Annotated in this window: 15 protein-coding genes; 9 read left to right on the forward strand and 6 right to left on the reverse strand. The window is 73.5% G+C overall.

Annotated elements, in window-relative coordinates:
• Window positions 1-128 precede the first annotated feature (128 nt).
• On the reverse strand, window positions 129-5,291 hold the full coding sequence (locus MANAM107_RS12485) for a DEAD/DEAH box helicase (protein WP_223909268.1): 5,163 nt from the start codon (window positions 5,289-5,291) through the stop codon (window positions 129-131).
• Between the two features lie 170 nt (window positions 5,292-5,461).
• Here MANAM107_RS12485 and MANAM107_RS12490 point away from each other — a divergent pair, with 170 nt between their 5' ends.
• The 7 genes from MANAM107_RS12490 to MANAM107_RS12520 all read left to right on the forward strand — a co-directional run bounded on the left by MANAM107_RS12490 (window position 5,462) and on the right by MANAM107_RS12520 (window position 14,276).
• Window positions 5,462-5,725, forward strand: coding sequence for a type II toxin-antitoxin system Phd/YefM family antitoxin (locus MANAM107_RS12490; RefSeq protein ID WP_179900509.1), 264 nt, complete (start codon window positions 5,462-5,464; stop codon window positions 5,723-5,725).
• On the forward strand, window positions 5,722-5,994 hold the full coding sequence (locus MANAM107_RS12495) for a type II toxin-antitoxin system RelE family toxin (RefSeq protein ID WP_179900510.1): 273 nt from the start codon (window positions 5,722-5,724) through the stop codon (window positions 5,992-5,994). The genes MANAM107_RS12490 and MANAM107_RS12495 overlap by 4 nt, the downstream gene beginning before the upstream one ends.
• 117 nt (window positions 5,995-6,111) lie before the next feature.
• Window positions 6,112-7,605, forward strand: coding sequence for a DUF3375 domain-containing protein (locus MANAM107_RS12500; protein WP_223909271.1), 1,494 nt, complete (start codon window positions 6,112-6,114; stop codon window positions 7,603-7,605).
• Complete coding sequence (locus MANAM107_RS12505) at window positions 7,602-8,420, forward strand: DUF4194 domain-containing protein (protein ID WP_223909273.1); 819 nt, start codon at window positions 7,602-7,604, stop codon at window positions 8,418-8,420. Before MANAM107_RS12500 ends, MANAM107_RS12505 begins: the two co-directional genes overlap by 4 nt.
• 2 nt (window positions 8,421-8,422) lie before the next feature.
• Window positions 8,423-11,875: an ATP-binding protein gene (locus MANAM107_RS12510; protein WP_223913185.1), complete on the forward strand. Its 3,453-nt coding sequence runs from the start codon at window positions 8,423-8,425 to the stop codon at window positions 11,873-11,875.
• A 347-nt stretch (window positions 11,876-12,222) separates the two neighbouring features.
• Window positions 12,223-13,215: a CAP domain-containing protein gene (locus MANAM107_RS12515; protein ID WP_223909279.1), complete on the forward strand. Its 993-nt coding sequence runs from the start codon at window positions 12,223-12,225 to the stop codon at window positions 13,213-13,215.
• Window positions 13,216-13,412: 197 nt separating this feature from the next.
• Window positions 13,413-14,276 carry a Cof-type HAD-IIB family hydrolase gene (locus MANAM107_RS12520; RefSeq protein ID WP_223909281.1) on the forward strand — a complete coding sequence of 288 codons (864 nt, stop codon included), beginning with the start codon at window positions 13,413-13,415 and terminating at the stop codon, window positions 14,274-14,276.
• A gap of 39 nt (window positions 14,277-14,315) precedes the next feature.
• On the opposite strand, the gene MANAM107_RS12525 is transcribed toward MANAM107_RS12520, so the two are convergent.
• The 5 genes from MANAM107_RS12525 to zwf all read right to left on the reverse strand — a co-directional run bounded on the left by MANAM107_RS12525 (window position 14,316) and on the right by zwf (window position 19,139).
• Window positions 14,316-14,786 carry an RNA-binding S4 domain-containing protein gene (locus MANAM107_RS12525; protein WP_223909282.1) on the reverse strand — a complete coding sequence of 157 codons (471 nt, stop codon included), beginning with the start codon at window positions 14,784-14,786 and terminating at the stop codon, window positions 14,316-14,318.
• A gap of 17 nt (window positions 14,787-14,803) precedes the next feature.
• On the reverse strand, window positions 14,804-15,808 hold the full coding sequence (locus tag MANAM107_RS12530) for an HNH endonuclease family protein (protein ID WP_373314106.1): 1,005 nt from the start codon (window positions 15,806-15,808) through the stop codon (window positions 14,804-14,806).
• A 91-nt stretch (window positions 15,809-15,899) separates the two neighbouring features.
• A complete protein-coding gene (gene pgl, locus MANAM107_RS12535) occupies window positions 15,900-16,721 on the reverse strand; it encodes a 6-phosphogluconolactonase (protein WP_223909295.1) in 822 nt (273 codons plus the stop codon).
• Window positions 16,708-17,679: a glucose-6-phosphate dehydrogenase assembly protein OpcA gene (locus MANAM107_RS12540; RefSeq protein WP_223909299.1), complete on the reverse strand. Its 972-nt coding sequence runs from the start codon at window positions 17,677-17,679 to the stop codon at window positions 16,708-16,710. Before MANAM107_RS12540 ends, pgl begins: the two co-directional genes overlap by 14 nt.
• Window positions 17,676-19,139, reverse strand: a complete 1,464-nt coding sequence (gene zwf / locus MANAM107_RS12545) for a glucose-6-phosphate dehydrogenase (protein ID WP_373314107.1) — start codon at window positions 19,137-19,139, stop codon at window positions 17,676-17,678. The genes MANAM107_RS12540 and zwf overlap by 4 nt, the downstream gene beginning before the upstream one ends.
• A 409-nt stretch (window positions 19,140-19,548) precedes the next feature.
• Between zwf and gnd the strand changes: the two genes are divergently transcribed.
• Together gnd and pepN are read left to right on the forward strand one after the other, a co-directional pair.
• Complete coding sequence (gene gnd, locus MANAM107_RS12550) at window positions 19,549-21,024, forward strand: NADP-dependent phosphogluconate dehydrogenase (RefSeq protein WP_223909304.1); 1,476 nt, start codon at window positions 19,549-19,551, stop codon at window positions 21,022-21,024.
• 82 nt (window positions 21,025-21,106) lie between these two features.
• Complete coding sequence (pepN, locus tag MANAM107_RS12555) at window positions 21,107-23,749, forward strand: aminopeptidase N (RefSeq protein ID WP_223909311.1); 2,643 nt, start codon at window positions 21,107-21,109, stop codon at window positions 23,747-23,749.
• Window positions 23,750-23,804: the final 55 nt, after the last annotated feature.

Consider the following 23,804-nt stretch of genomic DNA (forward strand, 5'->3'; position numbering starts at 1 on the left):
CGCCGTCGAAGTCCCGCATCCAGGCGCGCAGCCCGGATGAGCCGGGGAGCAGCACTGATATCGAAGCGGGCCATGCGCAGGACTATAGCGACTCTGCTATGAGATGTGATGGAGCGCTGACAGGCCGATCAGGGGCTGTGGAGGCCTCCGGTCAGGCGCATGCCCCGGGGGTCGCGCACCAGGCCCGCCTCCGCGAGAAGGGCGCTGACTCCCCGGTCGAACGCGGGCACCCCGTTGAGGGCCTCCACGACGCACCGGCGGGACCCGCCCCGGCGGGACCCGCGCCGCTCCGCCCGCCGCCCATCAGCCACGAGGGCCACCAGGGCGCCGAGGAGTTCGCCCCGGTCAGGGGTGAACGAGGTCAGCCCCCGCATGCGCGGCGCCGCGTGCAGCACCGGGCGGCCACCCATGAGCACCACGCGTGTGCCCCGACGGCGCAGCGCAGCCCCCTCGGCCTCGCACCGCGCCTCCCGCTGGGCCAGGCCAGGGGGCAGGGCTGGCTCGGGCCAGGCCACACCCCGCCCCACCAGGCAGGCCGGATCCCGGACCTCCAGCACGACAGCGCCCCCGCCGCCCGCGCCGTGGCCCGCAGTGCCGGTCCCGCCTGAGCCGCCCGCCTCACTGCCGGCGGCCAGGGCGCGCAGCGCCTCGACCGTCTCGCGCTCCGCCAGTTGGAAGGACCCCTGGCCCTCCACGAAGCGCCCCCGGAGCAGCACGCCGGTGTCCTCCATGCGGCGCAGCACCGGCATGAGCGGACCCAGCCCACCAGGCAGGCCCGCCGCCAGCGCGATATCGCGGGAGAGCACCCCGTAGCGGTCCAGGAGCGACTCGATCATCGCCACCGCGCGCTCCTCATCGCCGACCACCGATTCGCCCAGGGACCGCCACTGCCGGCCACTGGCCACCAGCGCCTCCACCGCCTGCCCGGCGCCGGGACCGCCAGCACTGCCAGCACTGCCGATAGCGCCCGTGGCTCCGCCGGCCGTCAGGGACCGCGAGGACAGTGCCGAGTAGCGGGAGCGCCCACGCCGCGAGCGCACCCTGCGCGCCGCCGGCGGGCTGGCGGCGGCCGGGCGCAGGGCGCGGCGCACCGGATCGAAGGACCCCGACGTCGCCCGCCCCGACAGCGCCGCCTCCCACGCGCTGCCGGCATCCGCACCGGAGGCCGCCACTGGCTCCGCCCCTGCCTCAGCCACCGGCCCAGTCATAGACCCAGTGATAGGCCCAGTCATAGGCCCGGTCACGGGCGCCAAGGGGGAGTCGGAGGGGAAGAAGGCGATCTCACCGGGCGCACGGGGCGCCGAGTCACCGGGGGAGCCCGCGCCCCCGTCCCGGGTGGTGCGTGCCTGCCACACCACCTCGCCGTCGGCCAGGAGCTCATCGAGCATCGCCGGCCGGTAGTCGGGCACCCGCGCGGGCAGCACCGCCTCCTCCCACTGCGCCGCCGGCAGCCACACCCCCTCCAGGGAGGCCAGGGCCTCGGCCAGGCCCTCCATTCCGCCATGGGGCTCGCTGAGCCCGCCGCGATCCAGGACCAGGCGCTGGAGCGCCACCGCCCCCACCGGCTCGACCGCCTCCCGGGCCCGCGCCAGGGACCTGGCGCGGATCCTGCGGAAGACCTCCGGGGCCACCCACCCCGGCGCCGCCTCCCGCTCGCCGCCGGCCTCCCGGCCCAGCACCGACCCCAGGCGCATGAGCGCGCCCTCATCGACCAGGCGCCCCAGGCACTCGGCCGCCACCGCCCGCCCCAGCCCGAAGGCCCGCGCTACCTGCTCCGCCGTGACCACCGCATGGGTGCGCGCATACCTGACCACGAGCTCGTCCAGTGGGGAGCGGACGGCCTGCGCCATGATGACGGCGCCGTCGTCGCGCGCCCCGGCCCACTGGGGAACGACGGCGCCCAGGGCCTCGCCCAGTGCCGGGCCGTCCTCGGCGCGCGCCCACACCTCGCGCCCCCCGATCCGCAGCGCGAAGGCGCGCTGCGCCCCCTCCAGGACGGCCAGCGCCCCGTGCACCTGCGTCTCATCGGCCTGCCCGCCCACCGGCCCATCCGCCGTCGGTGCCTGAGAATCCTGAGTGCCCTGAGACTCCTGGGGTTCGACGGCGTCCCGGCAGCGCTCGGCGATCTCCCGGGGGCTCAGCGGCCCCAGTTCGCGCAGCAGGTCGGCGACCCCCTCGGCGTCAGGGCGCACCCGGCGGTCAGGGGCCAGGTGCTGGAGCTGGGCGCCGACCTCCTCCATGACCTCTGCGTCGAGCAGCTCCGCGGCCGTCTCGTCGCCCATGAGCTCGGCCAGCACCTGCGGGTCCAGGGACAGCAGGTGGGCACTGCGCTCGGCATGCGGCAGGTCGTCCTGGTAGAGCAGCGCCGCGGAGTAGCCGAAGAGCAGTGGGGCGGCGAAGGGCGAGGGGAAGTGGGGCGCCGCCTCCACCACCCGCACCGCCCCTCCCGCGATGCGCTCCATGAGCCCGGCCAGGGCGGGCAGGTCGTAGACGTCCTGGAGGCATTCGCGCGCCGCCTCCACGCTGATGGGGAATCCCTCGAAGCGCCGAGAGGCCTCCAGCAGTTGGCTGGACTTGAGCCTCTGGAGCCACAGGGGAGTGCGCCTCCCCGGCTGGGCGGCCGGCATGAGCAGGGCGCGGGCGGCGCACTCCCGGAAGCGGGCGGCGAACAGGGCGGTGCTTCCGATCCTGGAGCGCACCAGGCGGGTGAGTTCATCGGCGTCGAAGACGACCAGATCGGCCCCGGGCACCTCCTGCTGAGTCATGGGGATCTGCACCACGATCCCGTCGTCGGCCACGACGAGCTGGGGCTCGATCCCCATGGTGATGCGCAGGCGCTCACGGATCGCCATCGCCCACGGCTCATGGACTGGCCTGCCCCAGGGGCTGTGGAGGATGAGGCGCCAGGAGCCGCTCTCGTCCTGCCCGCGCTCCAGCACGAGGGTGGTGTCGCTGGGGATGGCGCCGGTGGCCGCCCGCTGCTCGCGCAGCAGTGAGATGAGGTTGCGCCGCGCCCGGGCATCCAGGCCGTCCTCGGCCAGGCGGGCCAGGAAGGCCGGCTCGGCCAGGGCGTCCTCCGGGACACCGACGCCCTCGCCCAGGCGCGCGGGCCCGGGGCCGGCTGTCATGGCGCTGGAGGCCCGGCGCAGGAAGGCCCCCTTGGCCGCGCCGGCGGCCGCGGGCCGGCCCGGCCCCTCGCCATGCCAGAAGGGCAGGCGCGCACTGCGGCCCGGGGCGGGGTCGACCACGACCCGATCGCCGGTGATCTCCCGCACCCGCCAGGCGGTGGTGCCCAGGGTGATGACGTCGCCCACGGAGGTCTCATGGACCATCTCCTCGTCGAGCTCGCCCACGCGGCGCCGCCCGCCCTCCTCGGCGCCCTCGGGCAGGACGACGGGGAAGAGTCCCCGGTCGGGGATGGTGCCCGAGGCGCCCACTGCCAGGCGCTGGGCGCCGGGCCGGGCGGTCAGGGCCCCCGCCTGCCGGTCCCAGGTCAGCCGGGGAGCGAAGTCGGCCAGGTCGGCCGAGGCGTAGCCCCCGGCCAGCAGCTCCAGGACGGCGTCGTAGGCGCGCCGCGGCAGGTCCCGGTAGGGGGCGGCGCGGCGCACGGCGGCGAACCAGGCCTCGACGTCGAGGTCCTCCATGGCGGCGGCGGCCACCGTCTGCTGGGCCAGGACATCCAGGGCGTTGGTCACCAGGGCGGTGCGCTCGATGCGCCCCTGGCGCATGCCCTCGCTGATGACGGCGGCGTCGATGAGCTGGGTGCGCTGGACGGGGTAGATGGTGCCGCGGGGGCACCCGCCCACGTGGTGGTTGGCGCGCCCCACCCGCTGCAGCCCCGAGGAGACCGACGGCGGCGGGGCCACCTGGAGGACGAGGTCGATCGATCCCATGTCGATGCCCAGCTCCAGGGAGGCAGTGGCCACCACGCAGCGCAGGGCACCGGATTTCAGCTCGCCCTCCACGGCGAGGCGCTGCTCCTTGGACACCGAGCCGTGGTGCGCCTTGGCGATGACGGGGGCCTCGGCAGGCAGCGCCGGGGTGTGGGAGGCGTCCCCCGCGTTCCAGGACTCCCGGTGGTGGGGCAGAGGCGGTACTCCTGCCTGCGGGGCCCGGGGGAGGCCCAGCCGCCTGGCGTGAGCCTCGTTGAGGCGGGCGGTCAGTCGCTCGCACAGGCCCCGGGAGTTGACGAAGACCACCGTGGTGCGGTGGGCCAGCACTTGGTCGAGGATCGCCTGCTCGATATGCGGCCAGATCGAGGGTGTCGAGGGGCCTGGTGCGCCGGGCGCCTCGCGGGCCATGGCGCGCTGCAGGGCCCGATCCGATCGCCACGCCCGGCTGCTGTCGGCCGAGCGCGCCGCCCCCTGCGCGCGGCTCGGGCCCGTGGCTGCGGGCCGGGCCCGCTCGACCGCCTCGCGCCTATCCGGGGCGGCGGGCAGACTCGCCATATCGGGGACCGGGACGACGACGTCGACCTCGGGCAGGGCCGGGGCATCGTCGGCCACGATGGTCACCGGGCGGGCCCCGCCTAGGAGGCGGGCCACCTCCTGACGCGGGCTGACGGTGGCCGACAGGCCGATGCGCTGGGCTGGACGCTCCAGGAGCAGGTCGAGGCGCTCCAGGGACAGGGCCAGATGCGTGCCCCGCTTCTGGCCCGCCACGGAGTGGATCTCGTCGACGATGACGGTCTCGACCGCCCGCAGGCTCTGGCGCACCTGGCTGGTGAGCATGAGGTAGAGCGACTCGGGGGTGGTGATGAGGATCTGCGGCGGCCTGGTGGCCAGGCGCCGGCGCTGCGCGGCCGGGGTGTCGCCCGAGCGCACGGCCACACTGATGGGCGCGGCCGGCTCGCCCAGTGCCTCAGCGGCCTCGGCGATCTCCGCCAGGGGCCGGCGCAGGTTGCGCTCGACGTCGGCGCCCAGGGCCTTGAGCGGCGAGATGTACAGGACGCGCACACCCCTGCCCGCACCGCGCCGGCCGGCGCGGCCCCCGGAGCCCCTGGGCGAGCCACTGGAGGAACCGTTGGGTGAACCGCTGGATGAGGCACTGTGCGGCTGCTCGCGCCCCAGACGGTCGATGGCCGATAGGAAGGCAGCCAGGGTCTTGCCCGAGCCGGTGGGGGCGATGAGCAGGGTGTTGGCCCCGCGGCCGATGGCCTGCCATGCGCGTGCCTGCACCGGCGTCGGCCCGCCGGGGAAGGCGTCCTCGAACCAGGCGCGGGTGGCCGGGGCGAAGGCCTCCAGGGCGCCCGCGGCCCTCGTGCTCATCTCATCGGCCGGTCCGTGGCTCATGCCCCCAGTATGGACGCGCCCACCGACGCCAGCGCACTGGTGGTGCCCGCCGCGTGGTGGCATCCCAGCCGTTTTTTGAACCCCTGAGCACCACGTTCACTTTGACGACCGTACAGTGCGGTAGGTCATAGCCTGTGTGTACACAGTTGCATATGCGGTACGGTGTGGGCATGGAGACGATCACGACCCAGGTCTCGACCCGCGAGCTGCGCAGCCGCCTGTCCGATGTGCTCGGCAGGGCGATGTACGCCGGCGAGCGCATCGGCGTGACCCGCAATGGCAGGCTCGCCGCCGTGGTGATCGGCGTCGACGATCTTGAGGCCTTCGAAGAGCTCGAGATGGCGCAGGACGTCGAGGCCTACCGCCAGGCCGTCGCTGCCGATGACGGTCGGCGCGTGAGCCTCGAAGAGCTGCGTCGTGACCTGGACGCATGATCTACACCGTCAACTTCACCACTGCCGCGGTGAGGCAGGTCAGGAAGCTCCCGCGGCACGCTCGCCAACGTATCCTCGATGCCATCGAGGCTCTGGCATACGACCCGCGGCCCCATGGGGCGAGGAAGCTCGTCGGTGAGCAGACCGCCTGGCGCATCCGCGTGGGTGACTACCGGATCATCTACGACATCCTTGACGCCGAGTTGACGGTGACGGTCGTGCGCACCGGGCACAGGCGAGAGGTCTATACCCGCCAGTCGCGGCGCTGACCACCCGGTTCGGCTCATCGCAGGCATCGACGCGATTGGTGCGCTGCCATCCACCTCACAGGGCAGTGGCGGCCGGGCGCTGCGGCCCGGGCGTCGGACCCGCTAGCCTTCACCCTCGTGACCACGCTCCGAGCCCAGGCCGCCTACCAGCGCGCGGCGGCGGCCTTCAAGAGCCCGACCCTCGACCTGCTCCACGGGCGCTACGCCCCCTTCGTCGTGGCCGCCCTGTCCCTGCTCTTCACCGCCGAGCGCCCCGCGGTCCCGGTGGCCGAGGCCCACGCCGAGGTCGGCGACATCGCCGAGCAGCTGCGCGCCGCCGGCTACGGCGAGGACGAGCGCGGCCTTCCCACCGGCTCGGGGCGGGACCTGTGCCGCTACTGGGCGCGCGTGGGCTGGCTCATCCCCCAGATCGAGGACGGCGCCGAGGTCTACCGGCTCTCCGCCCACGCCGTCGGCGCCCTGGAGATCGTCGGCCGCACCGGAGCGGGCCGCTCCCGCGTTTCGCGCTCGCGCGTGCGCACCCTCCTGGAGAGCGTCGACCAGCTCGTGCGCTCCGCCGAGACCAGTCCCGTGGCCCATATGGCGCGCCTGGTCGCCCAGCGCGCCGAGATCGATGCCGAGATCGAGCGCGTCAGCCACGGCCACGTCGAGCCCATCGACGACGACCAGCTCCTGGAGGAGGCCGAGAACGTCCTGCACCTGTCCCAGGAGCTGCCCGCCGACTTCGCCCGGGTCGCCGAGTCCATCAAGGCCATGCAGCGCGACGTCGTCACCGAGCTGCGCCGCGACATCCGGCCCACCGGTGAGGTCCTGCGCGAGTACCTCCTGCGCGGCCAGCACGTCATGGAGGCCACCGCCGAGGGGCGGGCCTTCGCCGGGGCCCTGCGGCTCCTGGGCGACCCCGAGCGCCTCGACCGGCTCAACGAGGAGCTGGGCTCGGTGCTGGACCGCCCCTTCGCCAGGCTCATGCCCCCCGACCAGCAGCGAGAGCTGCGGGCCGTGGCCACGCGCGTGGAGCAGGGCGTGGAGGAGGTCCTCACCGCCCAGCGCCGCGCCTCCCATGTCATCACCGCCCAGGTGCGCACCCACGACCCCGTGCGCGACCGCGAGGTCGACGACCTGCTGCGCTCGGTCATGGCCTCCCTGCAAACCTGGATGCAGGAGCCCCGCGGCGCTCAGACCCCCATCCCGCTGCGCAGCCTGCCGACGGCGGACCTGGGCCACCTGCGCCAGTCGCTCAGCGATCTGCACCCGCCCCAGATCCCCGAGCCGCTGCGCCAGGACGACGACGTCGAGTTCCTGGACACCGACACCCGCGCCTGGGGAGGCCCCCACTACGGCGAGCTGGAGAGCTACATCGCCGCCATGGAGGCCGACCGCTTCGATGTGGCCCGGGCCTTCCAGGAGGCCGATGAGGGCATCCGCCGCCCCGTCGATCTGCTGGGCCTGCTGGAGATCGCCCACCGCAACGGCATGAGCGAGGGCGAGGAGGTCAGCGTGGTCGAGGCCCTGCGCCCCGACGGCACCGTGCGACGCTTCGCCTTCGCCGCCGTCAGCGCCAGCACCCGTGGCCCGCGCGAGGACGCCCACCACGAGGAGGACAGCCAGTGAGCCAGGACAGCCCCAGCAGCCCCAGCACGCCGAGGGACCAGGAGGGCCCCTTCCTCGAGCCCGTCCCCATGGAGGAGGACACCGAGCAGTGCTTCCCCGGGGACCGCGGCGTCCTGGAGCCGGCGGTGCGCCGCGTCCTGGTGCGCCTGCTCAGGCAGCGCTTCCTGGAGGCCGACCGCCACCGCGAGGAGTGGAGGATCCTCCTGGACAACCAGCAGGTCATCGAGTCCCGTCTGCACGACCTGTTCATCCGCCTCGTCGTCGATCTCGACCGGGGCCTGGCCTACAAGCAGCAGGTCCGCTCCCAGGACGTCGATGCGCCCATCCTGCTGCGCGACGAGCCCTACTCGCGCGCCGAGACCCTCGTCCTGGTTTACCTGCGCACCGTCTACCAGCGCGAGTCCACCGCCGGGGAGAGCGCCGCGCGCATCGACGTCGAAGAGGTCGAGCAGACCGTGCTCAGCTACTTCACCCAGGGCGACCGGGACACCGCCAGGAGGCAGACCACGATCCGCCGCGCCCTGGACCGGCTCAGCCGCGAGGGCCTCATCGAGGAGGAGTCCGAGGGCCGCTACCTCATCAGCCCGCTCATCGAGATCATCCTCAGCGCCAACCGCCTGCGCGAGCTCGACGCCTGGCTGCGCGCGCACACGGGCCGGGGGGAGCACGAGGCTGAGCACCCGGGGCGCGTCGAGCCCGAGCGCCTCGGGGCCGCCGATGGCCCCGAGGCCCTCCAGCCCTCTGATATCCCCGCGCCCCCCGACGTCCCGCCCTCCCGCCAGGTGGACGACGAGCACCCAGGAGATCCGCTGTGACCATGCTCGACACGCTCTTCGGCCTCATCCCCGCCCAATCCCGGGGGCAGCAGTGGCTGGCCGAGGAGCTCCAGCTCATCAACTGGGGCGGCTACGACGGCGGTCCCCACCGCGTCCGCTTCTCCCCGGGAGCCACCCTGCTGTGCGGGGGCTCGGGCTCGGGCAAGTCCACCCTCATGGATGCCTACATCGCGCTCATGATGCCCCACACCACGCCCTTCAACGGCGCCTCCAACGGCGGGGTCTCGGGGCGGGCCCGCAGCGGGGACCAGCGCAACATCCTGTCCTACGGGCGCGGCAAGATCGATGAGTCGCGCACTGAGGAGGGCACGCGCATGCGCGTCCTGCGGGGCGACGGCCGCGACACGTGGACGGCCGTGTCCATGACCTGGGCCGACCACGACGGCTCCCGCTTCACCGCGGTGCGCGCCTGGTACATCCCCGCCTCCGCCCGCGCCCTGGAGGAGACGGTCAAGGTGCGCGGCGTCGTCGATGGCCCCTTCGACCTGGCCCGCCTGGAGGAGGCCGCCGCCCAGCGCCTGGCCGCACCTGCCCTGAGAGCCGCAGGGCTGGAGACCATGGCCACCGACCGCGAGTTCCTGGCCCGCATGTACTCGGTGCTGGGCATCGGGGCCGCAGGCTCGGGCGCCAAGGCCATGGGCCTGCTGGCCAGGATCCAGGCGGGCCAGCAGATCAGCACCGTAGACGAGCTCTACAAGCGCATGGTGCTGGAGGCCCCTGAGACCCTGGCGGCGGCCGACGGCGTGGTGGCCCACTTCGACGAGCTCGACGCCACCCGCGAGCGCATGGTCACCGCCCAGAAGCAGGTGCGGGCCCTGGCCCCCATCCGCCAGATGCGCGAGCGGATCGAGCAGGCCGGCGAGCGCCTGAGGCTCATCGACCGCATCGGCTCCTTCTCCCAGTCGGATTCCCGGGCGGCGCTGTGGCGCCATGAGCGCCGGCTGGGCCTGCTGCGGGAGGTGGAGGACGAGCTGCACAGCCGCAAGCGGGCGGCCGACGCCGTGCTGCGCGAGCGCGAGGCCGCAGCGCGCACCGCCCAGGCGGAGTACGAGGCGGCCCTGGAGGTGGTGCGCCACTCGGGAGGGGGGCGGTTGGAGGCCGCCGAGCGCGAGCTGCGGGCAGTGGAGCGGCGCCTGGAGGATGTGCGCCGGGCCCGCGAGCGCTTCACCGAGGCCACCGCCTGCCTGGAGGCGCAGGCCACCACTGAGAAGGACTTCGCCGCCCTGGCCCGGCTCGCGCGCGCCGAGCTGGACAGCCCCCGGGGCCGCACGGTGCTGCGCAACGCCTACGCCGAGGCCCGCGCTCAGGCGACCGCCCTGCGCCGGGACCTGGAGGAGGCGCAGGTGGAGCGGGAACTGGCGCGGGGCCGCCAGGACAGCATCCCCACCCGCCTCCACGACTCGCGGCGGATGCTGGCCGAGGCGGTGGGCCTGAGCGCCTCCGAGCTGCCCTTCGTGGGTGAGCTGGTGGAGGTGCGCGCCGAGTTCGAGCCGTGGCGCGAGGCCTTCAACCTGGCGCTGGGCGGCTTCGCCACCACCCTGCTCATCGATGCCGCCCACCTGGACCGCTTCCGGGAGGCCATCAATGGGGTGCGCACGCCTGTCCGGCTGCGCTACGAGGGGGCCCACACGGGCCTGGAGCGCCGGGGGGAGCTCGATCCCCGCAGCCTGCCGGGACGCCTGGACTACCGTGAGACCGTCTTCACCGGCTGGCTCAAGGACCGCCTGGAGCAGCAGTTCGGCTTCATCTGCGTCGATTCCGCGCGCGAGCTGCGCGACCACCCCAGGGCCCTGACCCTCACCGGCCAGGTGTCCCAGGGCGGCCGTGGCGCCCACGGTGGGCAGGGCGGGCGCAATGTGCTCGGCTTCTCCTCCCACCGCCGCCTGGAGGAGCTGGACCAGCACATCGCCGCCCTGCGCGAGCGCTCGGCTCGCGCTGCGCAGGAGCAGGCGCGGGCCGAGGAGGACCTGGACGCCATGGAGGCCCGCCACGGTGCCTACGCCAGGGTGGTGGAGACCGACTGGGCGCAGATCGATGTGGCCTCCGTGGAGCGCGAGCGCCAGCGGTGGAGCGAGGTTATTGCCGAGGCCTCCTCCTCCAGCCCCCAGATCGCGGCGCTCCAGCAGCGCTGCGCCGCCCTGCAGGCCAGGGTCGAGGGCCTGCGCGAGGAGATCGGCCGGGCCAAGGCCAGGCGGGAGCAGGTCGAGAACCAGTGGGCGGCCAACACCGACGCTGTCGACGAGGCTCAGACGGCACTGGATGAGGCCCGGGAGCAGGGGATCGGGTTCTGTGATGAGGAGGAGGCCTACCTCGATGCCCGCTTCCCCTTGGAGGATCCCGGTACTGGGGCCGGGACGGAGACGGGGGCCGAGGGCACTGCTGGGGGCGGCGCGTCCGCGGCTGCGCCGTCGAGCGCCGCACGGCTGGAGCGCTTCGACGCCGCCCTGTCCACGGCCTCGCGGCTGGTGGAGGAGGACCGGCGCGCCGCCATGGACACCGTGGGCCAGCAGCGCGAGGCCCTGCGGCGCACGCTGGAGGGCTTCTTGGACGCCTGGCCCAACCCGAGCCTGCGGGCCGACCCCGACACCTCCCTGAAGGACTTCGAGCGGATCCTCCAGGACCTGGAGACCAGCGGCCTGCACGAGCTGGAGGCCCAGTGGCGCAACAGCCTCCTGCGCCTGTCGGGCAATGACCTGACCAACCTGGACTCCGCGCTCAGCCGGGCTCGGCGGGAGATCCAGGAGCGCATCGCGCCGGTCAACCGGATCATGGAGGATCTGCCCTTCTACGACGACGACCACCGGCTGCAGATCACCCTGCACGAGAACCAGTCCGAGGTGCGGCGCCGCTTCCGCAAGGAGCTGCGGGCGGTGCGAGCGCTCATCGACGCGGCGAGCAGCGACCCGGAGCGCGAGCAGGCCTATGGGCGGATGTCGCGGCTCATCGACAGGATCCGCCGCGATGCCCCCGATGTCGCCACGCTCATCGATGTCCGCACGCATGTGCGCATCAGTGCCGAGAAGATCCATGCCCGCACCAAGGAGCATGCGGCCCTCTACGACCACATCGGGGAGAAGTCGGGTGGGGAGTCCCAGGAGCTCATCGCCTTCATCGTGGGGGCGGCCCTGCGCTACCAGCTCGGCGACGCCGATGCGGCCCGGCCCCGCTATGCCGTGGTCTTCCTGGATGAGGCCCTCATCAAGGCCGACGCCCGTTTCACCCGGCGGGCCATCGGCGCGTGGCGGGGCCTGGGCTTCCAGCTGGTCATCGGTGCGCCGAACGACAAGTACAGCGCCATCGAGCCCCATGTGGAGGCCGAGTACGACATCCTCAAGGACACCCGTGGCCGCTCCTGGGCCAAGCCGAAGGTCGCGCTGCCGCAGGATGGGGCCGTGGGTCCTGCCGGGGGTGTGGGCGGCGTGGGGGAGCGGTGAGCCCGGGCTCATCACCGGGCGCCTCCCTCTTCCTGCCTCCCCAGCCGCGCGTGAGATGGTGCGCCGCGCTGATGGTGCTCTTGGAGCGCTACTACAAGGAGCAGGGCGTGCAGGTGGAGCCTATCTACCAGGAGGCACCGGGTTCTGTCATCTCATCTTCAGCATGAACGGCGTCAGAAAGGTCACGGTCGGATCACGCGCGGATAACGCCATGGGTGTGGTTGAGTACATCGGGTTGGAGGCAGTGGGCTCGACGGCCCACTGCAGGTTCCACCGCGCATCGACGCCGATCCCCGGATTCCGGGATCACCTCCGCGATGCCGCGCCCCGAGCAAGAGAGAACAACCATGATGATCAAGCGTGCTATCGCAGCCGCCGTCCTGGCCGCCGCCCCGCTCGCTCTGGCCTCGCCCGCCGCCGCGGTCCAGGCCGAGCCGCCCGCCGCCGTGGGCATCCGGCCCACCGCCATCACCGCTGAGGGCGCAGGCTACGCCCAGACCGTGCTGGACAAGGTCAACGAGCTGCGCGCGAGCAAGGGCCTGCAGCCGGTCACCCGCTTCGTCGAGCTGGATAACGTCGCCCAGGGGTGGACCGAGCAGATGGCCGCCGGCGGCTTCCTGGAGCACAACCCCTCCTTCTCCGAGTCCTACCCCAAGGGGTGGAGCGGCGCCTCGGAGAACATCGCCACCACCGGCGGCCCCTCGTCCACCGCGGACCTGGGCACCATGATGTTCGAGCTGTGGCTCAACTCCCCGGGCCACTACAAGAACATGGTCGACCCCAACGCCAACGCCATCGGCATCGGCTTCGCCCAGGACTCCAAGGGCTCGTGGTACGCCACCCAGAACTTCGCGGCCTACGCGGACACCTCCTCGCTGACCCAGACGGGCGGCAGCAATGGTGACAGCACGGGGGGCAGCACGGGCACCACCCCGCCGGAGACGACCACGCCCCCGGCTCCCCCCACGAGCCAGCAGCCGCCGGCCCCGCCGACGACCACGGCACCCGCCCCCGTGCCCTCCACCTCGGCACCCGCGGCCCCGCCCGCCACCCAGAGCGCGCCGCCGGCGACCCCCAGCGCCCCGGCCACGGAGGCGACGACTCCAGCCCCGACCGCGCCTGCCACCACGGTGCAGACCACTGGCACGACTACCCAGACCGCGGGCGCCCCCACGGGCCCGGTGGTCACGGCCAGTGCGCCCGTCGTCACCGCGGGAGGCGGCACCCCGGGCGGCCCCACCCTGGCCAACACGGGTACCAGCATCGCCGCGGCCTTCCTCGCCCAGGCGCTGGTGGGCGCCGGCCTGTTCCTCATGTGGCGCCGTCGTCGCCACAGCTGAGGCCGCACCGTCAGAACGACTGACAGGATGCTGCGCAGGACGCAGCCATCCCCATGCGGGTGCGCCCGGGGTCCTTCAGCCCCGGGCGCACCCGCATGCTCGCCCAGAACCCGGGCGCCGGGCTCGCCCAGCACCGCCCACGGCAGGCGGGGCGCTCCTGCTCCGCCCGAGGCTGCCGGACCTGAGAGGATGGGAGAGTGAAGCACGCACCCCTCGAGCCCGAGCTCGCCGCGCCCCTGCCGGAGTCCATCGACCTGCGCCTGATCGTCAGCGATATGGACGGCACCCTCATGGACGGCCAGGGCCTGCCCCCGGCCGGGCTGGTGCCGTGCCTGGCGGCCATGCGGGCCGCCGGGGTCCTCTTCGCCCCCGCCTCGGGGCGCCAGCTCGCCAACCTGCGCTCCGTCCTGGGACCCGAGATCGACGAGGCCCCCGTCATCGCCGAGAACGGCACCCTGGTGGTCCAGGGAAGCCAGGAGATCTACTCCCAGACCATCACCGCCGAGCAGGCCGCCGCAGCCGTGACCACGGTGCGCGACCTGCGCATGGACGGCTATGACGTGGGCGCCGTCGTGGCCTGCAAGCACTGCGCCTATGTCGAGCGGCGCGACGCCGCCTTCTTGGACCAGGCCTCCCTCTACTATGCGGCCCTGGAGGTCGTCGACGACCTCATGGACATGCCCCTGACCAGCGTCATCAAGATCGCCGTCTACGACTTCGACGACGTCGAGAAGGGCACCTCCCAGACCCTGACCGCCGCCGTGCCCGGGGTGCAGACGGTCGTCTCGGGCCGGCACTGGACCGACATGATGTCCCCGGGCGCCTCCAAGGGCCGGGCCCTGGCCGCGCTCCAGAAGCGCCTGGGCATCACCCCCGCCCAGACCGCCGTCTTCGGCGACTACCTCAACGACCTCGACCTCTACGATCACGCCGAGCTGGGCTTCGCCATGCGCAACGCCCACCCCGGTATCCATGCCGTGGCCGCCTACACCGCCCCGGCCAACACCGAGGACGGCGTGCTGCGCACCATCAACGAACTGCTCGCCCGCATGCGGCAGTAGCAGCGGCGGGGCCCGATGAGCGGGGCCTGGAGGGCGCGCTCAGGAGGGCCGGCGGCCCATGAGCGCATCGAGCTGACGGCGCTCCTTCTTCGTGGGCCGGCCCGCGCCCCGATCGCGGATGATCGCCGCAGGCGCCTCCAGCGGCGAGGGCCGGGGAGGGGAGAAGTCCGTGTAGGCGGTGCGGGCGATCGGGGCACCGACCCGCTTGGTCAGGATCCGGGTCACTCGCAGGAAGCGGTCGAAGCCATCGACCCGCAGGCGCACCTCATCGCCCACCGCCACCCGGTGGGCGGGCTTGACCGTCTCCCCATTGATGCGCACATGCCCCGCCCGGCAGGCAGCCGTGGCCGCCGAGCGGGACTTGAGCTGGCGCACGCTCCACAGCCACACGTCGATCCTCGTCGAGGCCGGGCCCCCAGCGGTCTCAGCGGCTGCAGCGCCGCCGGAGGAGGCGCCGGGAGGGGAGCCGGAGGCCGCCTGCCCGCCACGCGAGTGCTGTGCCCTGGTCATGGCGCCATCCTAAGCGCTCAGCGGCGAGGCCGTGAGCGCCTGCGGGCACCACGGCGCCCTCGGCCCCGAGCACCCCGGACGATGAGGCCCCATCCCAGGATGAGCGCGCCCAGCGCCACCAGGCCCAGGTACACAGTGCTGCCGGCCACCCGGGAGCCGACCTGGCGCGCCGTGCCCGCGGCCTCCTCCAGCACCGAGGTGGAGCCATCGCCCCCGGCCAGGCAGTCGCTCAGGGCGGTGCGCAGGGCATCGCGGTCCTGCTGGGGCAGCCCCAGGCCATAGGCGGAGGCCACCGAGACGAAGCGCTGGGCGTAGTGGCAGCGGTACTCGCGGTTCGCCGGCCACCAGCCCTGGCCCGCCGCCGTCTGCCAGGTGCCGGTCTCGCTGGAGCCCATGGGGCAGGTGGCCGGACCGCAGGCGCCTTTGGCCTCATTGGCCTGCCCATCGACCGCCAGCAGGTTGAGGGGGTCATTGGCCACCAGCAGGCGCGTGCGCTGCGGCCAGGACCAGGCGCCGTGGGCGTAGAGGTAGTTCAGGGGCACCACATGGTCGATCTGCACCGCCGCCGAGGTGTCCTGCCCCCGCTGGAAGGCGATGGTGTCCCCGGTGTAGGGGTCCTGGAGCGTCCCGGACCACACGGTGGCATCCGGGCAGACGCCCGCGCCCGCACCGCGGGCCTCCTGGGAGCCCTGGATGCCGGGGGCGCGGGAGTAGTCGGCCTGGCTCAGGTCCCTGGCCAGGATCTCATTGCGGGTATCGCAGCCATCCCCGTCGACATCCAGCCACGCCTCACCGAACCAGCCCTTGCGCGAGCCGCCCTGCCCCCAGGACTGGGGTGCGGGGGAGTCCTCGGGCAGGGCCTCCAGGGCGCTGAGCGCCTCCTGGGGCCCCAGGACCCGGCTGCCGCGATCATCCCAGGCCGGCTGGTCCTGACTGGGGACCGGGGCCGCGGGGTCGGCCGCACCAGGATCCTGGGCGGCCCCGTGAGCGGGGGAGTGGGCCGGGGCGGCGGCCAGGAGCAGCGCCACAGCGGGCAGGAGCAGGGCATGCCGTCCCAGCGGCCCGGAGGCCGATCGCCGGACTCGGCGCGGGGTCCGGCCCCGGCCCGGGGTCCTAAGAGGGCGCACCCGCGGCCGCCGCGGTATCGAGATACCAGGTGGTGGCCTGCCCGCGGGCGCAGGAGGCCGGCGCCGCCACGGCGTCGGGGGCGCCCAGGGAGGCGGAGACGGCCTGGGCCTTGCCCGCACCCCCGGCCACGACCATGACCGCCCCGGCGCGGTGGATGACCTCGAAGGTCAGGGAGCATCGCTGCGGGGGCGGCTTGGGGGAGTGGTCGACGGCCACTGCCATCGCCCCGGTGCACAGCGCCGCGGGGTGGGCGGGGAACAGGGAGCACACATGCGCGTCGGGGCCCAGCCCCAGGTGGATGACGTCGAAGGAGCCGTCCTGGGGGCCGTGCTCGGCCAGCTCCCGGGCGAAGACGGCGGTGGCCTCCTCCAGGCCGGCCACCTGCTCCGGCCCGGCCAGGCGGTGCACCGCGGACTCGGGGATGCCCGCCCGGACCAGGGGCGCCGCCAGCAGGTCGTTGCGCTGCTCATCGCCCCGGGGCACGAAGCGCTCATCGCCGAACCACAGGTGGATGGAGCCGAGCACCGGGGCAGGCAGGGCGCCCAGCTGCTTGGCGAGCATGTCGGCCAGGGTGACGCCGGCCGAGCCGCCGGTGAGGGCCAGGTGCGCCACGCCCCGGTGGGCGACCGCCCGCTCCAGGATCCCGGCGGTCTCCTGGGCCGCACGCCGCGAGGCGTCCTCCAGCCCGGGGGCCACCACGATCCGGGGTGCGGGCAGCCCGGCCGCGGCCGCGGCGATGAGCTCTGCCTGCGCGTCCCGCTGCCCGCCGTGGGCGGCGGGGCCGGCTGGGACCTCAGTGCTGCTCATGGGCGTACTCCTGGCTGAAGGCGGTGAGGACCTCGTGGTAGACCAGGTCCGGGGTCAGGCGCCGCAGCTCCTCGTTGAGCGTGGTGATCGGCTCGCGCCGCGCCATGGTCACCACCTGGGGCTCGCCGGTGCCCGGCCGGGTGATGGTCACCCGCTCATGGTCGTGGCGGGCGATGATGATATCGCCCTGGGAGGTGTGGGCCGTGATGGTGGCGATGCCCAGGAATCCCTGCTCATCGAGCCGGGTGACCTCCACTCCCAGGCGCAGCCCGAGCCAGGCCGCCATGAGCGAGACCGAGGAGTTCTCGGGCTGGCCGGTGATGGTGATCCGCTCCACCCTGCCCCCGCGCAGCGCGGAGTCCAGGGTGGTGACCACCATGGCGCGCCACAGGGTGATGCGCGTCCAGGCCAGGTCGATGTCGCCGCGCACCGAGACCGGGGCCAGGGCGGCCAGGGCCCGGTCCGGGTGCTCCTGGGCGGGGGTGTTGGTGATGCGGGTGCTGCCCAGGCGCCCCAGCGGGTCCTCGGAGGGCACCATGGGGGCCTGCTCGGGCCACCACACCACCACCGGGACGTCGGGCAGCAGGAAGGGCACCACGAGGGTGTCGGTGTGCTCGGCCGCCTCCCCCCAGGGGCGCAGGACGATGGTCTCGCCGGCGCCGGCGTCGTGGCCCACGCGGATCTCGGCGTCCAGGTGCCCGGCGCTGCCGGCGGGGCCGTGGGCCGCATGGCCCTGTCCGGCCCCGCCCTCGCCCTGCGCGGCGGGGGCCACGACGGCGATGACGCGGCACGGGTGGTCGCGGCTGGCCCCGTGGGCGGCGCACAGCGCCTCGTCCAGGCCCTGGTCATCGGTGGGGATGACCAGGGTCAGGACCCGGGAGGCGCCGGCACTGCCGCTGTGCTCCAGCAGCTCGGAGACGATCCGGGCGGTCGTGGTTGCTGAGAGCCGGGTGATCATGAGCGCCTCCAGGAGCGGCCGTCGCGGGCGAGCAGCTCGTGGGCGCTGGCGGGCCCCCAGGAGCCGGGCCGGTAGCCCTGCGGGCTGCCCGAGGCCGCCCAGTGCTCGATAACAGGGTCGAGGATCCTCCAGGACAGGTCCACCTCCCGCTGGTGGGGGAACAGCGGGGCGTCTCCCAGCAGGGCGTCCAGGATGAGGCGCTCGTAGGCCTCGGGGGACTCCTCGTTGAAGCTCGCGCCGTAGCCGAAGTCCATGGACACGTCCCGCAGTTCCATCTGCGTGCCCGGCACCTTGGAGGCCAGGCGCAGGGTGATGCCCTCATCGGGCTGGATGCGCAGCACGATCGTGTTGGCCCCCACGCCCGCGGTGGATGCCGGGGTGAAGGGCAGGAAGGGCGGCTGCTTGAAGACCACCGCGACCTCCGTGACCCGCCGGGCCAGGCGCTTGCCGGCGCGCAGGTAGAAGGGCACCCCCGCCCAGCGCCGGTTGGCGATCTCCAGGCGCAGCGCCGCATAGGTCTCCGTGCGCGAATCCGGTGCCACGCCGTCCTCCTCCAGGTAGCCGCGCACGGGCAGGCCGCCCTGGAAGCCGGAGTCGTAGCGGCCCCGGGAGGCGGTGCGGTCCAGGTCCAGCTCGCCGTGGCGCTCCAGGACCACTGCGGCCAGCACCTTCTCCTTCTCCGCGCGCACCGCCGAGGCCGCCATGGAGGTGGGCTCCTCCATGGCGGTGAGGGCCAGCAGCTGCAGGAGGTGGTTCTGGATGACGTCGCGGGCCGAGCCGATGGTGTCGTAGTAGCCGGCGCGGGTGCCGATGCCGATGTCCTCGGCCATGGTGATCTGGACGTGGTCCACGTAGCGCTGATTCCACAGCGGCTCGAACATGGTGTTGGCGAAGCGCAGGGCCAGGATGTTCTGGACCGTCTCCTTGCCCAGGTAGTGGTCCACCCGGAAGACGTCGTCGGGGCGCACGATGCGCCCCACGAGCTCATCGAGCTCACGGGCCGAGGCGCGGTCGTGCCCGAAGGGCTTCTCGATGACCACCCGGCGCCAGGACCCGTCGGCCTCGTCCACCAGGCCCGAGCGGGCGATGCGCTCGGTGACCGCGGGGAACCAGCCCGGCGGGATGGACAGGTAGAAGGCCCGGTTGCCTGCCGTGCCGCGGGTGGCGTCCAGTTCGGCGACCACCCGGGTGAGGGTCTCGTAGGCCGAGTCGTCCTCGAAGGAGCTGAACTCCACGAAGCGCATCCCCGCGGCCAGCTGCTCCCAGATGGCGGGGCGCCAGGGGGTGCGGGCGCCGCTGCGCACCGCCTGCTCCACGTAGTCGCGCATGTCCTGGTCGCTCCAGTCGCGGCGCCCCACGCCCACCAGCGAGAAGCCGGGGGAGAGCAGCCCCCGGTTGGCCAGGTCGTAGATGGCGGGGAGGAGCTTGTGTCGGGCCAGATCGCCGGTGATGCCGAACATGACCAGCACGCAGGGGTCGGCGATGCGAGGCAGGCGCAGGTCGCGGCTGTCGAGCAGCGGATTGTCCTGCGGGTCGCCCTGGGGGGCGGCGCGATCCGCGGAGGCGGAGGACGGGGCGGAGTCTGAGTGGGGCACGCGAGCCTTCCTGGTGTCGGGCTGATGTCGGGCCCGGTATCGGGCGGCGCCCCGGCTGGGACACCGGCCCCATCCTACGGCGATGGTCCAGGCGGGCGCCGGGAGCGCCGGCGGATGCCCCTGCCCGGTCCGGGGTGTCGGGCGGCGGGCCTTCGTCCGGGGTGCCGGGCGCGGTAGGGTCGCTCCGTGGGCCCCTGGGGGACCTCATGGTCCGCCAGGGCGCCGGGAGCGCCAGCGCCCCCTTCAACCGCCACCTCGCACCGAAAGGCCACTCATGAGCGGATTCACCCCCGAAGCCTCCTCAGCCGACCTCGGCGTCTACGGGCTGGGGGTGATGGGCGCCAACCTCGCCCGCAATCTGGCCCGCCACGGTCACTCCGTCGCAGTGTTCAACCGCACACTGGCGCGCACGGAGCGGCTCATGGAGCGCCACGGCTCCGAGGGCGACTTCGTGCCGGCCTCCGAGCTCAAGGACTTCGTGGCCTCCCTGCGCGTTCCCCGCGTGGCCATCATCATGGTCCAGGCCGGGGCCGGCACCGAGGCCGCCATCTCCCAGCTGGCCGACCTCATGGAGCCCGGAGACATCATCGTCGACGCTGGCAACACCCTGTACACCGACACCCGCCGCCGCGAGGAGGCCCTGCGCCAGCGCGGCATCCACTTCGTGGGCATGGGGGTCTCCGGCGGCGAGGAGGGCGCCCTCCTGGGCCCCTCGATCATGCCCGGGGGCACCGCGGAGTCCTATCGGCGCCTGGGCCCCATGCTGGAGTCCATCTCCGCGCACGTCGACGGCATGCCCTGCTGCACCCATGTGGGCCCCGACGGCGCCGGCCACTTCGTCAAGATGGTGCACAACGGCATCGAGTACGCCGACATGCAGCTCATCGCCGAGGCCTACGACCTGCTGCGCCACGTCGGCGGTCTGAGCGTGCCCGAGATCGCCGAGGTCTTCCGCTCCTGGAAGGACTCCGAGCTCGACTCCTACCTCATCGACATCACCACCGAGGTCCTCTCGCGCACCGACCCGGCCACTGACGAGCCCTTCGTCGACGTCATCGTGGATGCCGCCTCCCAGAAGGGCACCGGCGTGTGGACCACCCAGACCGCGCTGGAGCTGGGTGTGGCCGTCCCCGCGATCGCCGAGGCGACCTTCGCCCGGGCGGCCTCCTCCTCGGCGCCGGTGCGCGCCGCTGTGCGCGCGGCCGCCATCCCGGCCGGGACCACCCCCCGCGAGCCCCTGTCCGCCCAGGAGCGGGAGGCCTTCATCGACTCGGTCAAGCAGGCGCTCTACGGCTCGAAGATCGCCGCCTACGCCCAGGGCTTCGATGAGATCGCCACGGCCTCCCAGCGCTACGACTGGGACATCAACCTGGGCGACATGGCCACCATCTGGCGCGCCGGCTGCATCATCCGGGCCCGCTTCCTGGAGGACATCACCCGCGCCTACGCCCAGGACCCCGCCCTGCCCAGCCTCCTGACCGCCCCCGGCCTGTCCGAGGCGCTGGCCTCGGCGCTGCCCGCCTGGCGCCAGGTCGTGGCCACCTCGGCCCTCACCGGTGTGCCCGCTCCGGCCTTCGCCTCCTCCCTGGCCTATGTCGACCAGCTGCGGGCCGAGCGCCTGCCCGCCGCCCTCATCCAGGGGCAGCGCGACTTCTTCGGCTCCCACACCTACCACCGGGTCGACGACCCCGAGGGCGTCTACCACGTCCTGTGGGCCGAGCCGGGCCGCCCTGAGGAGAAGTGGGACTGAGGCGGCGCTGACGCAGGACTCAGGCCCCCGACCCCTGCTCGACCCCTGCTGGCCCCGCGCACCACTGAGGAGACGCCGCACGATGACCTGCCCACCCCCGCCTCGCCCGGACTCGCCCACCAGCCTCAGCCGCCAGGAGGCCCTGTGGCGCTCCGAGCATGTGGCGGTGGTGCGGATGTCGGTCGAGATCGACCTCACCAGCGCCCCGGACCGGCAGGCCACGGGCTTCGCGGTGAGCACCGAGCTGGTCCTCCGCGCGCCCGGGGCCGTGGAGGGCCTGTGGGTCGACTTCCTGGGCGAGGAGGTCCACTGCCTGGAGGTTGACGGGCAGGCGGCCGAGCCCCAGTGGGACGGGGTCCGCATCGCGCTGCCGGCGCTCGAGGCCGGCGAGCACCTGGTCCGCGTGAGGGCCCGGGGCCGCTACTCCAACTCCGGGCAGGGCCTGCACCGCTTCCACGACCCGCTCGATGGGGCCACCTACCTCTACACCCACTTCGAGCCCTCCGATGCGCGGCGGGCCTGGCCCTGCATGGACCAGCCCGACCTCAAAGCCGTCTTCCGCCTGAGCCTCACGTATCCCCGGGACTGGACGGTGCTGTCCAACGGCCGCCCTGAGACGGCGTCGCCGGCCACCGGCAGCGATGGCGGGCGGTCCGACGGCGCGGCGCGCACGCTCATGACCCCCACCAGGCCACTGCCCCCCTACCTCACCGCTCTGGCCGCCGGGCCCTGGCACCGCGTGGAGGGGCGGTGGCACAGCTCGGAGCACCCCGGGCTGAGCGTCCCGCTGTCCTGGTCCTGCCGCGCGAGCCTGGCCCGGCACCTGGACGCCCAGGAGCTGATGGACCTCACCGCCAGGGGGCTGGACTTCTACGACCGGGTCTACGGGCAGGCGGCCTACCCCTGGGGCTCCTACGACTCGGTCCTGGTGCCCGAGTACAACCTGGGCGCCATGGAGAACCCCGGCTGCGTGACCTTCAACGAGGAGGCCTACCTCTTCCAGGGGCCGGTCACGCGCGCACAGCGCGGGGCGCGGGCCAACACCATCCTGCACGAGATGTGCCACATGTGGTTCGGCGACCTGGTGACCCCGCGCTGGTGGGAGGACACCTGGCTCAAGGAGTCCTTCGCCGACCACCAGGGCACGTGGGCCCAGGAGCAGGCCGCCGGCCATGAGGAGGCCTGGGCCTCCTTCGCCTCCTCGCGCAAGGCGTGGGCCTACCTGGAGGACTCCCGGCCCGCCACCACCCACCCCATCGTCGCCCAGGTGGAGGACGTGGAGGCCGCCCGCCAGGCCTTCGACGGGATCACCTACGCCAAGGGCGCCTCCGTCCTCAAACAGCTCGTGGCCCATCTGGGCCAGGAGGTCTTCCTGGCGGCCGCCAACGCCTGGTTCTCCGAGCACGCCTTCGCCAACGCCAGCCTCGCCGACTTCCTGCGCACCCTGTCGGCCGCCTCCGGCAGGGACATGGAGGCCTGGGCGCGGGCCTGGCTGCACACCGCGGGCCCCTCGATCCTCAGCAACGAGATCCTCGTCCAGGAGGGGCGCATCGCCTCCCTCACCCTCACCCAGGAGGGCAGCGATCCCACCACGGGTCAGGCGGTCGTGCGCCCCCACACCCTCGTGGTGGGCCTGTACGCCGAGCGCGGGGGAGAGCTGGTGCGCACCCACCGGCTGCAGGTCGAGCTCGACGGTCCCATGGCCGTGGTCGACCAGGCGGTTGGCCTGCCGGCCCCTGACATGGTGCTGGTCAATGACGAGGACCTCACCTACGCCGTCGTGCGCCCCGACTCCGGCTCCTTGGAGTGCGCCCTGGGCGGTCTGGCGCGTCTCAAGGACCCCATGGCGCGCTCCCTGTGGTGGTCGATGCTGCACAACCTCGTGCGCGACGCCCGCCTGGAGCCCCAGCGCTTCATCCAGGCCGTCCTCACCCAGGCCGACGACGAGACCGGGGACACCACGCTGGCCACGATCCTGGCCCAGGCCCTGCAGGCGGCCATGCGCTACACCGACCCGGCCCGGCGCCCGGAGTGCCTGGAGCCGCTCCTGGGGGACCAGGCCTGGGGGCTGCTCCTGGCCAGTGAGCCGGGCAGCGGCGCCCAGCTGGTGCGGGCACGCGCCTGGCTGGAGGCCGCCGGCCAGGGCCGCGCCGCCGGTGAGGGCTCCAGCCGGCGCGCCTCATCGCGCATCAGGCAGCTGCTGGAGGGCGGCGTTCCAGGACTGGTGCTCGACGACGACCTGCGCTGGCGCGGTCTCATCGCCCTGGCGCGCCTGGGGGCGGTCACCTCCCAGGAGCTCCAGGACCAGTTGCGCCGCGACCCCGGTGCCCGGGGCCTGAGCCGCCACCTCCAGGCCTCCTCCAGCGCTCCGAGCGCGCAGGCCAAGGAGGATCTCGTCACCCGCCTGCTCCAGGACGCCTGCCTGGGCAATGAGGAGGCCGACGCCCTCATCGCGGCCTTCGACGTCGATGCCCACCACGACCTGCGGGCCGCCTGGACCCCCGCCTACCTGGAGAGCCTGGAGGATCTGTGGGCGGAGCGCAGCCAGGAGATGGCCACCCGCCTGGTGCGCGGGCTGTTCCCCGCCTGCGGGAGTCAGGAGGAGGCCCGGGCGGTGCGGGCCTGGCTCGATGCGCGGCCGGGCGCCCCTGCCGCTCTACGGCGCCTGGTGCTGGCCTGTGCCGATGACCTGGATCGCGCCCTGAGGGCTCGCGCCCATCGTTAAGAGCACTGCCGGCAGGGCGAGAACAGCGAATTCTGTATGTTCTGTGAAAGAATTC

The sequence above is a fragment of the Actinomyces capricornis genome, assembly GCF_019974135.1.
Taxonomy (GTDB): domain Bacteria; phylum Actinomycetota; class Actinomycetes; order Actinomycetales; family Actinomycetaceae; genus Actinomyces; species Actinomyces capricornis.

What these genes read in the sequence shown, in the direction of transcription:
- MANAM107_RS12485 (WP_223909268.1), bottom strand. Translation starts at nt 5,291, where the DNA reads ATGAGCCACGGACCGGCCGATGAGATGAGCACGAGGGCCGCGGGCGCC.
- MANAM107_RS12490 (WP_179900509.1), top strand. Translation starts at nt 5,462, where the DNA reads ATGGAGACGATCACGACCCAGGTCTCGACCCGCGAGCTGCGCAGCCGC.
- MANAM107_RS12495 (WP_179900510.1), top strand. Translation starts at nt 5,722, where the DNA reads ATGATCTACACCGTCAACTTCACCACTGCCGCGGTGAGGCAGGTCAGG.
- MANAM107_RS12510 (WP_223913185.1), top strand. Translation starts at nt 8,423, where the DNA reads ATGCTCGACACGCTCTTCGGCCTCATCCCCGCCCAATCCCGGGGGCAG.
- MANAM107_RS12515 (WP_223909279.1), top strand. Translation starts at nt 12,223, where the DNA reads ATGATGATCAAGCGTGCTATCGCAGCCGCCGTCCTGGCCGCCGCCCCG.
- MANAM107_RS12525 (WP_223909282.1), bottom strand. Translation starts at nt 14,786, where the DNA reads ATGACCAGGGCACAGCACTCGCGTGGCGGGCAGGCGGCCTCCGGCTCC.
- pgl (WP_223909295.1), bottom strand. Translation starts at nt 16,721, where the DNA reads ATGAGCAGCACTGAGGTCCCAGCCGGCCCCGCCGCCCACGGCGGGCAG.
- MANAM107_RS12540 (WP_223909299.1), bottom strand. Translation starts at nt 17,679, where the DNA reads ATGATCACCCGGCTCTCAGCAACCACGACCGCCCGGATCGTCTCCGAG.
- zwf (WP_373314107.1), bottom strand. Translation starts at nt 19,139, where the DNA reads ATGTTCGGCATCACCGGCGATCTGGCCCGACACAAGCTCCTCCCCGCC.
- gnd (WP_223909304.1), top strand. Translation starts at nt 19,549, where the DNA reads ATGAGCGGATTCACCCCCGAAGCCTCCTCAGCCGACCTCGGCGTCTAC.
- pepN (WP_223909311.1), top strand. Translation starts at nt 21,107, where the DNA reads ATGACCTGCCCACCCCCGCCTCGCCCGGACTCGCCCACCAGCCTCAGC.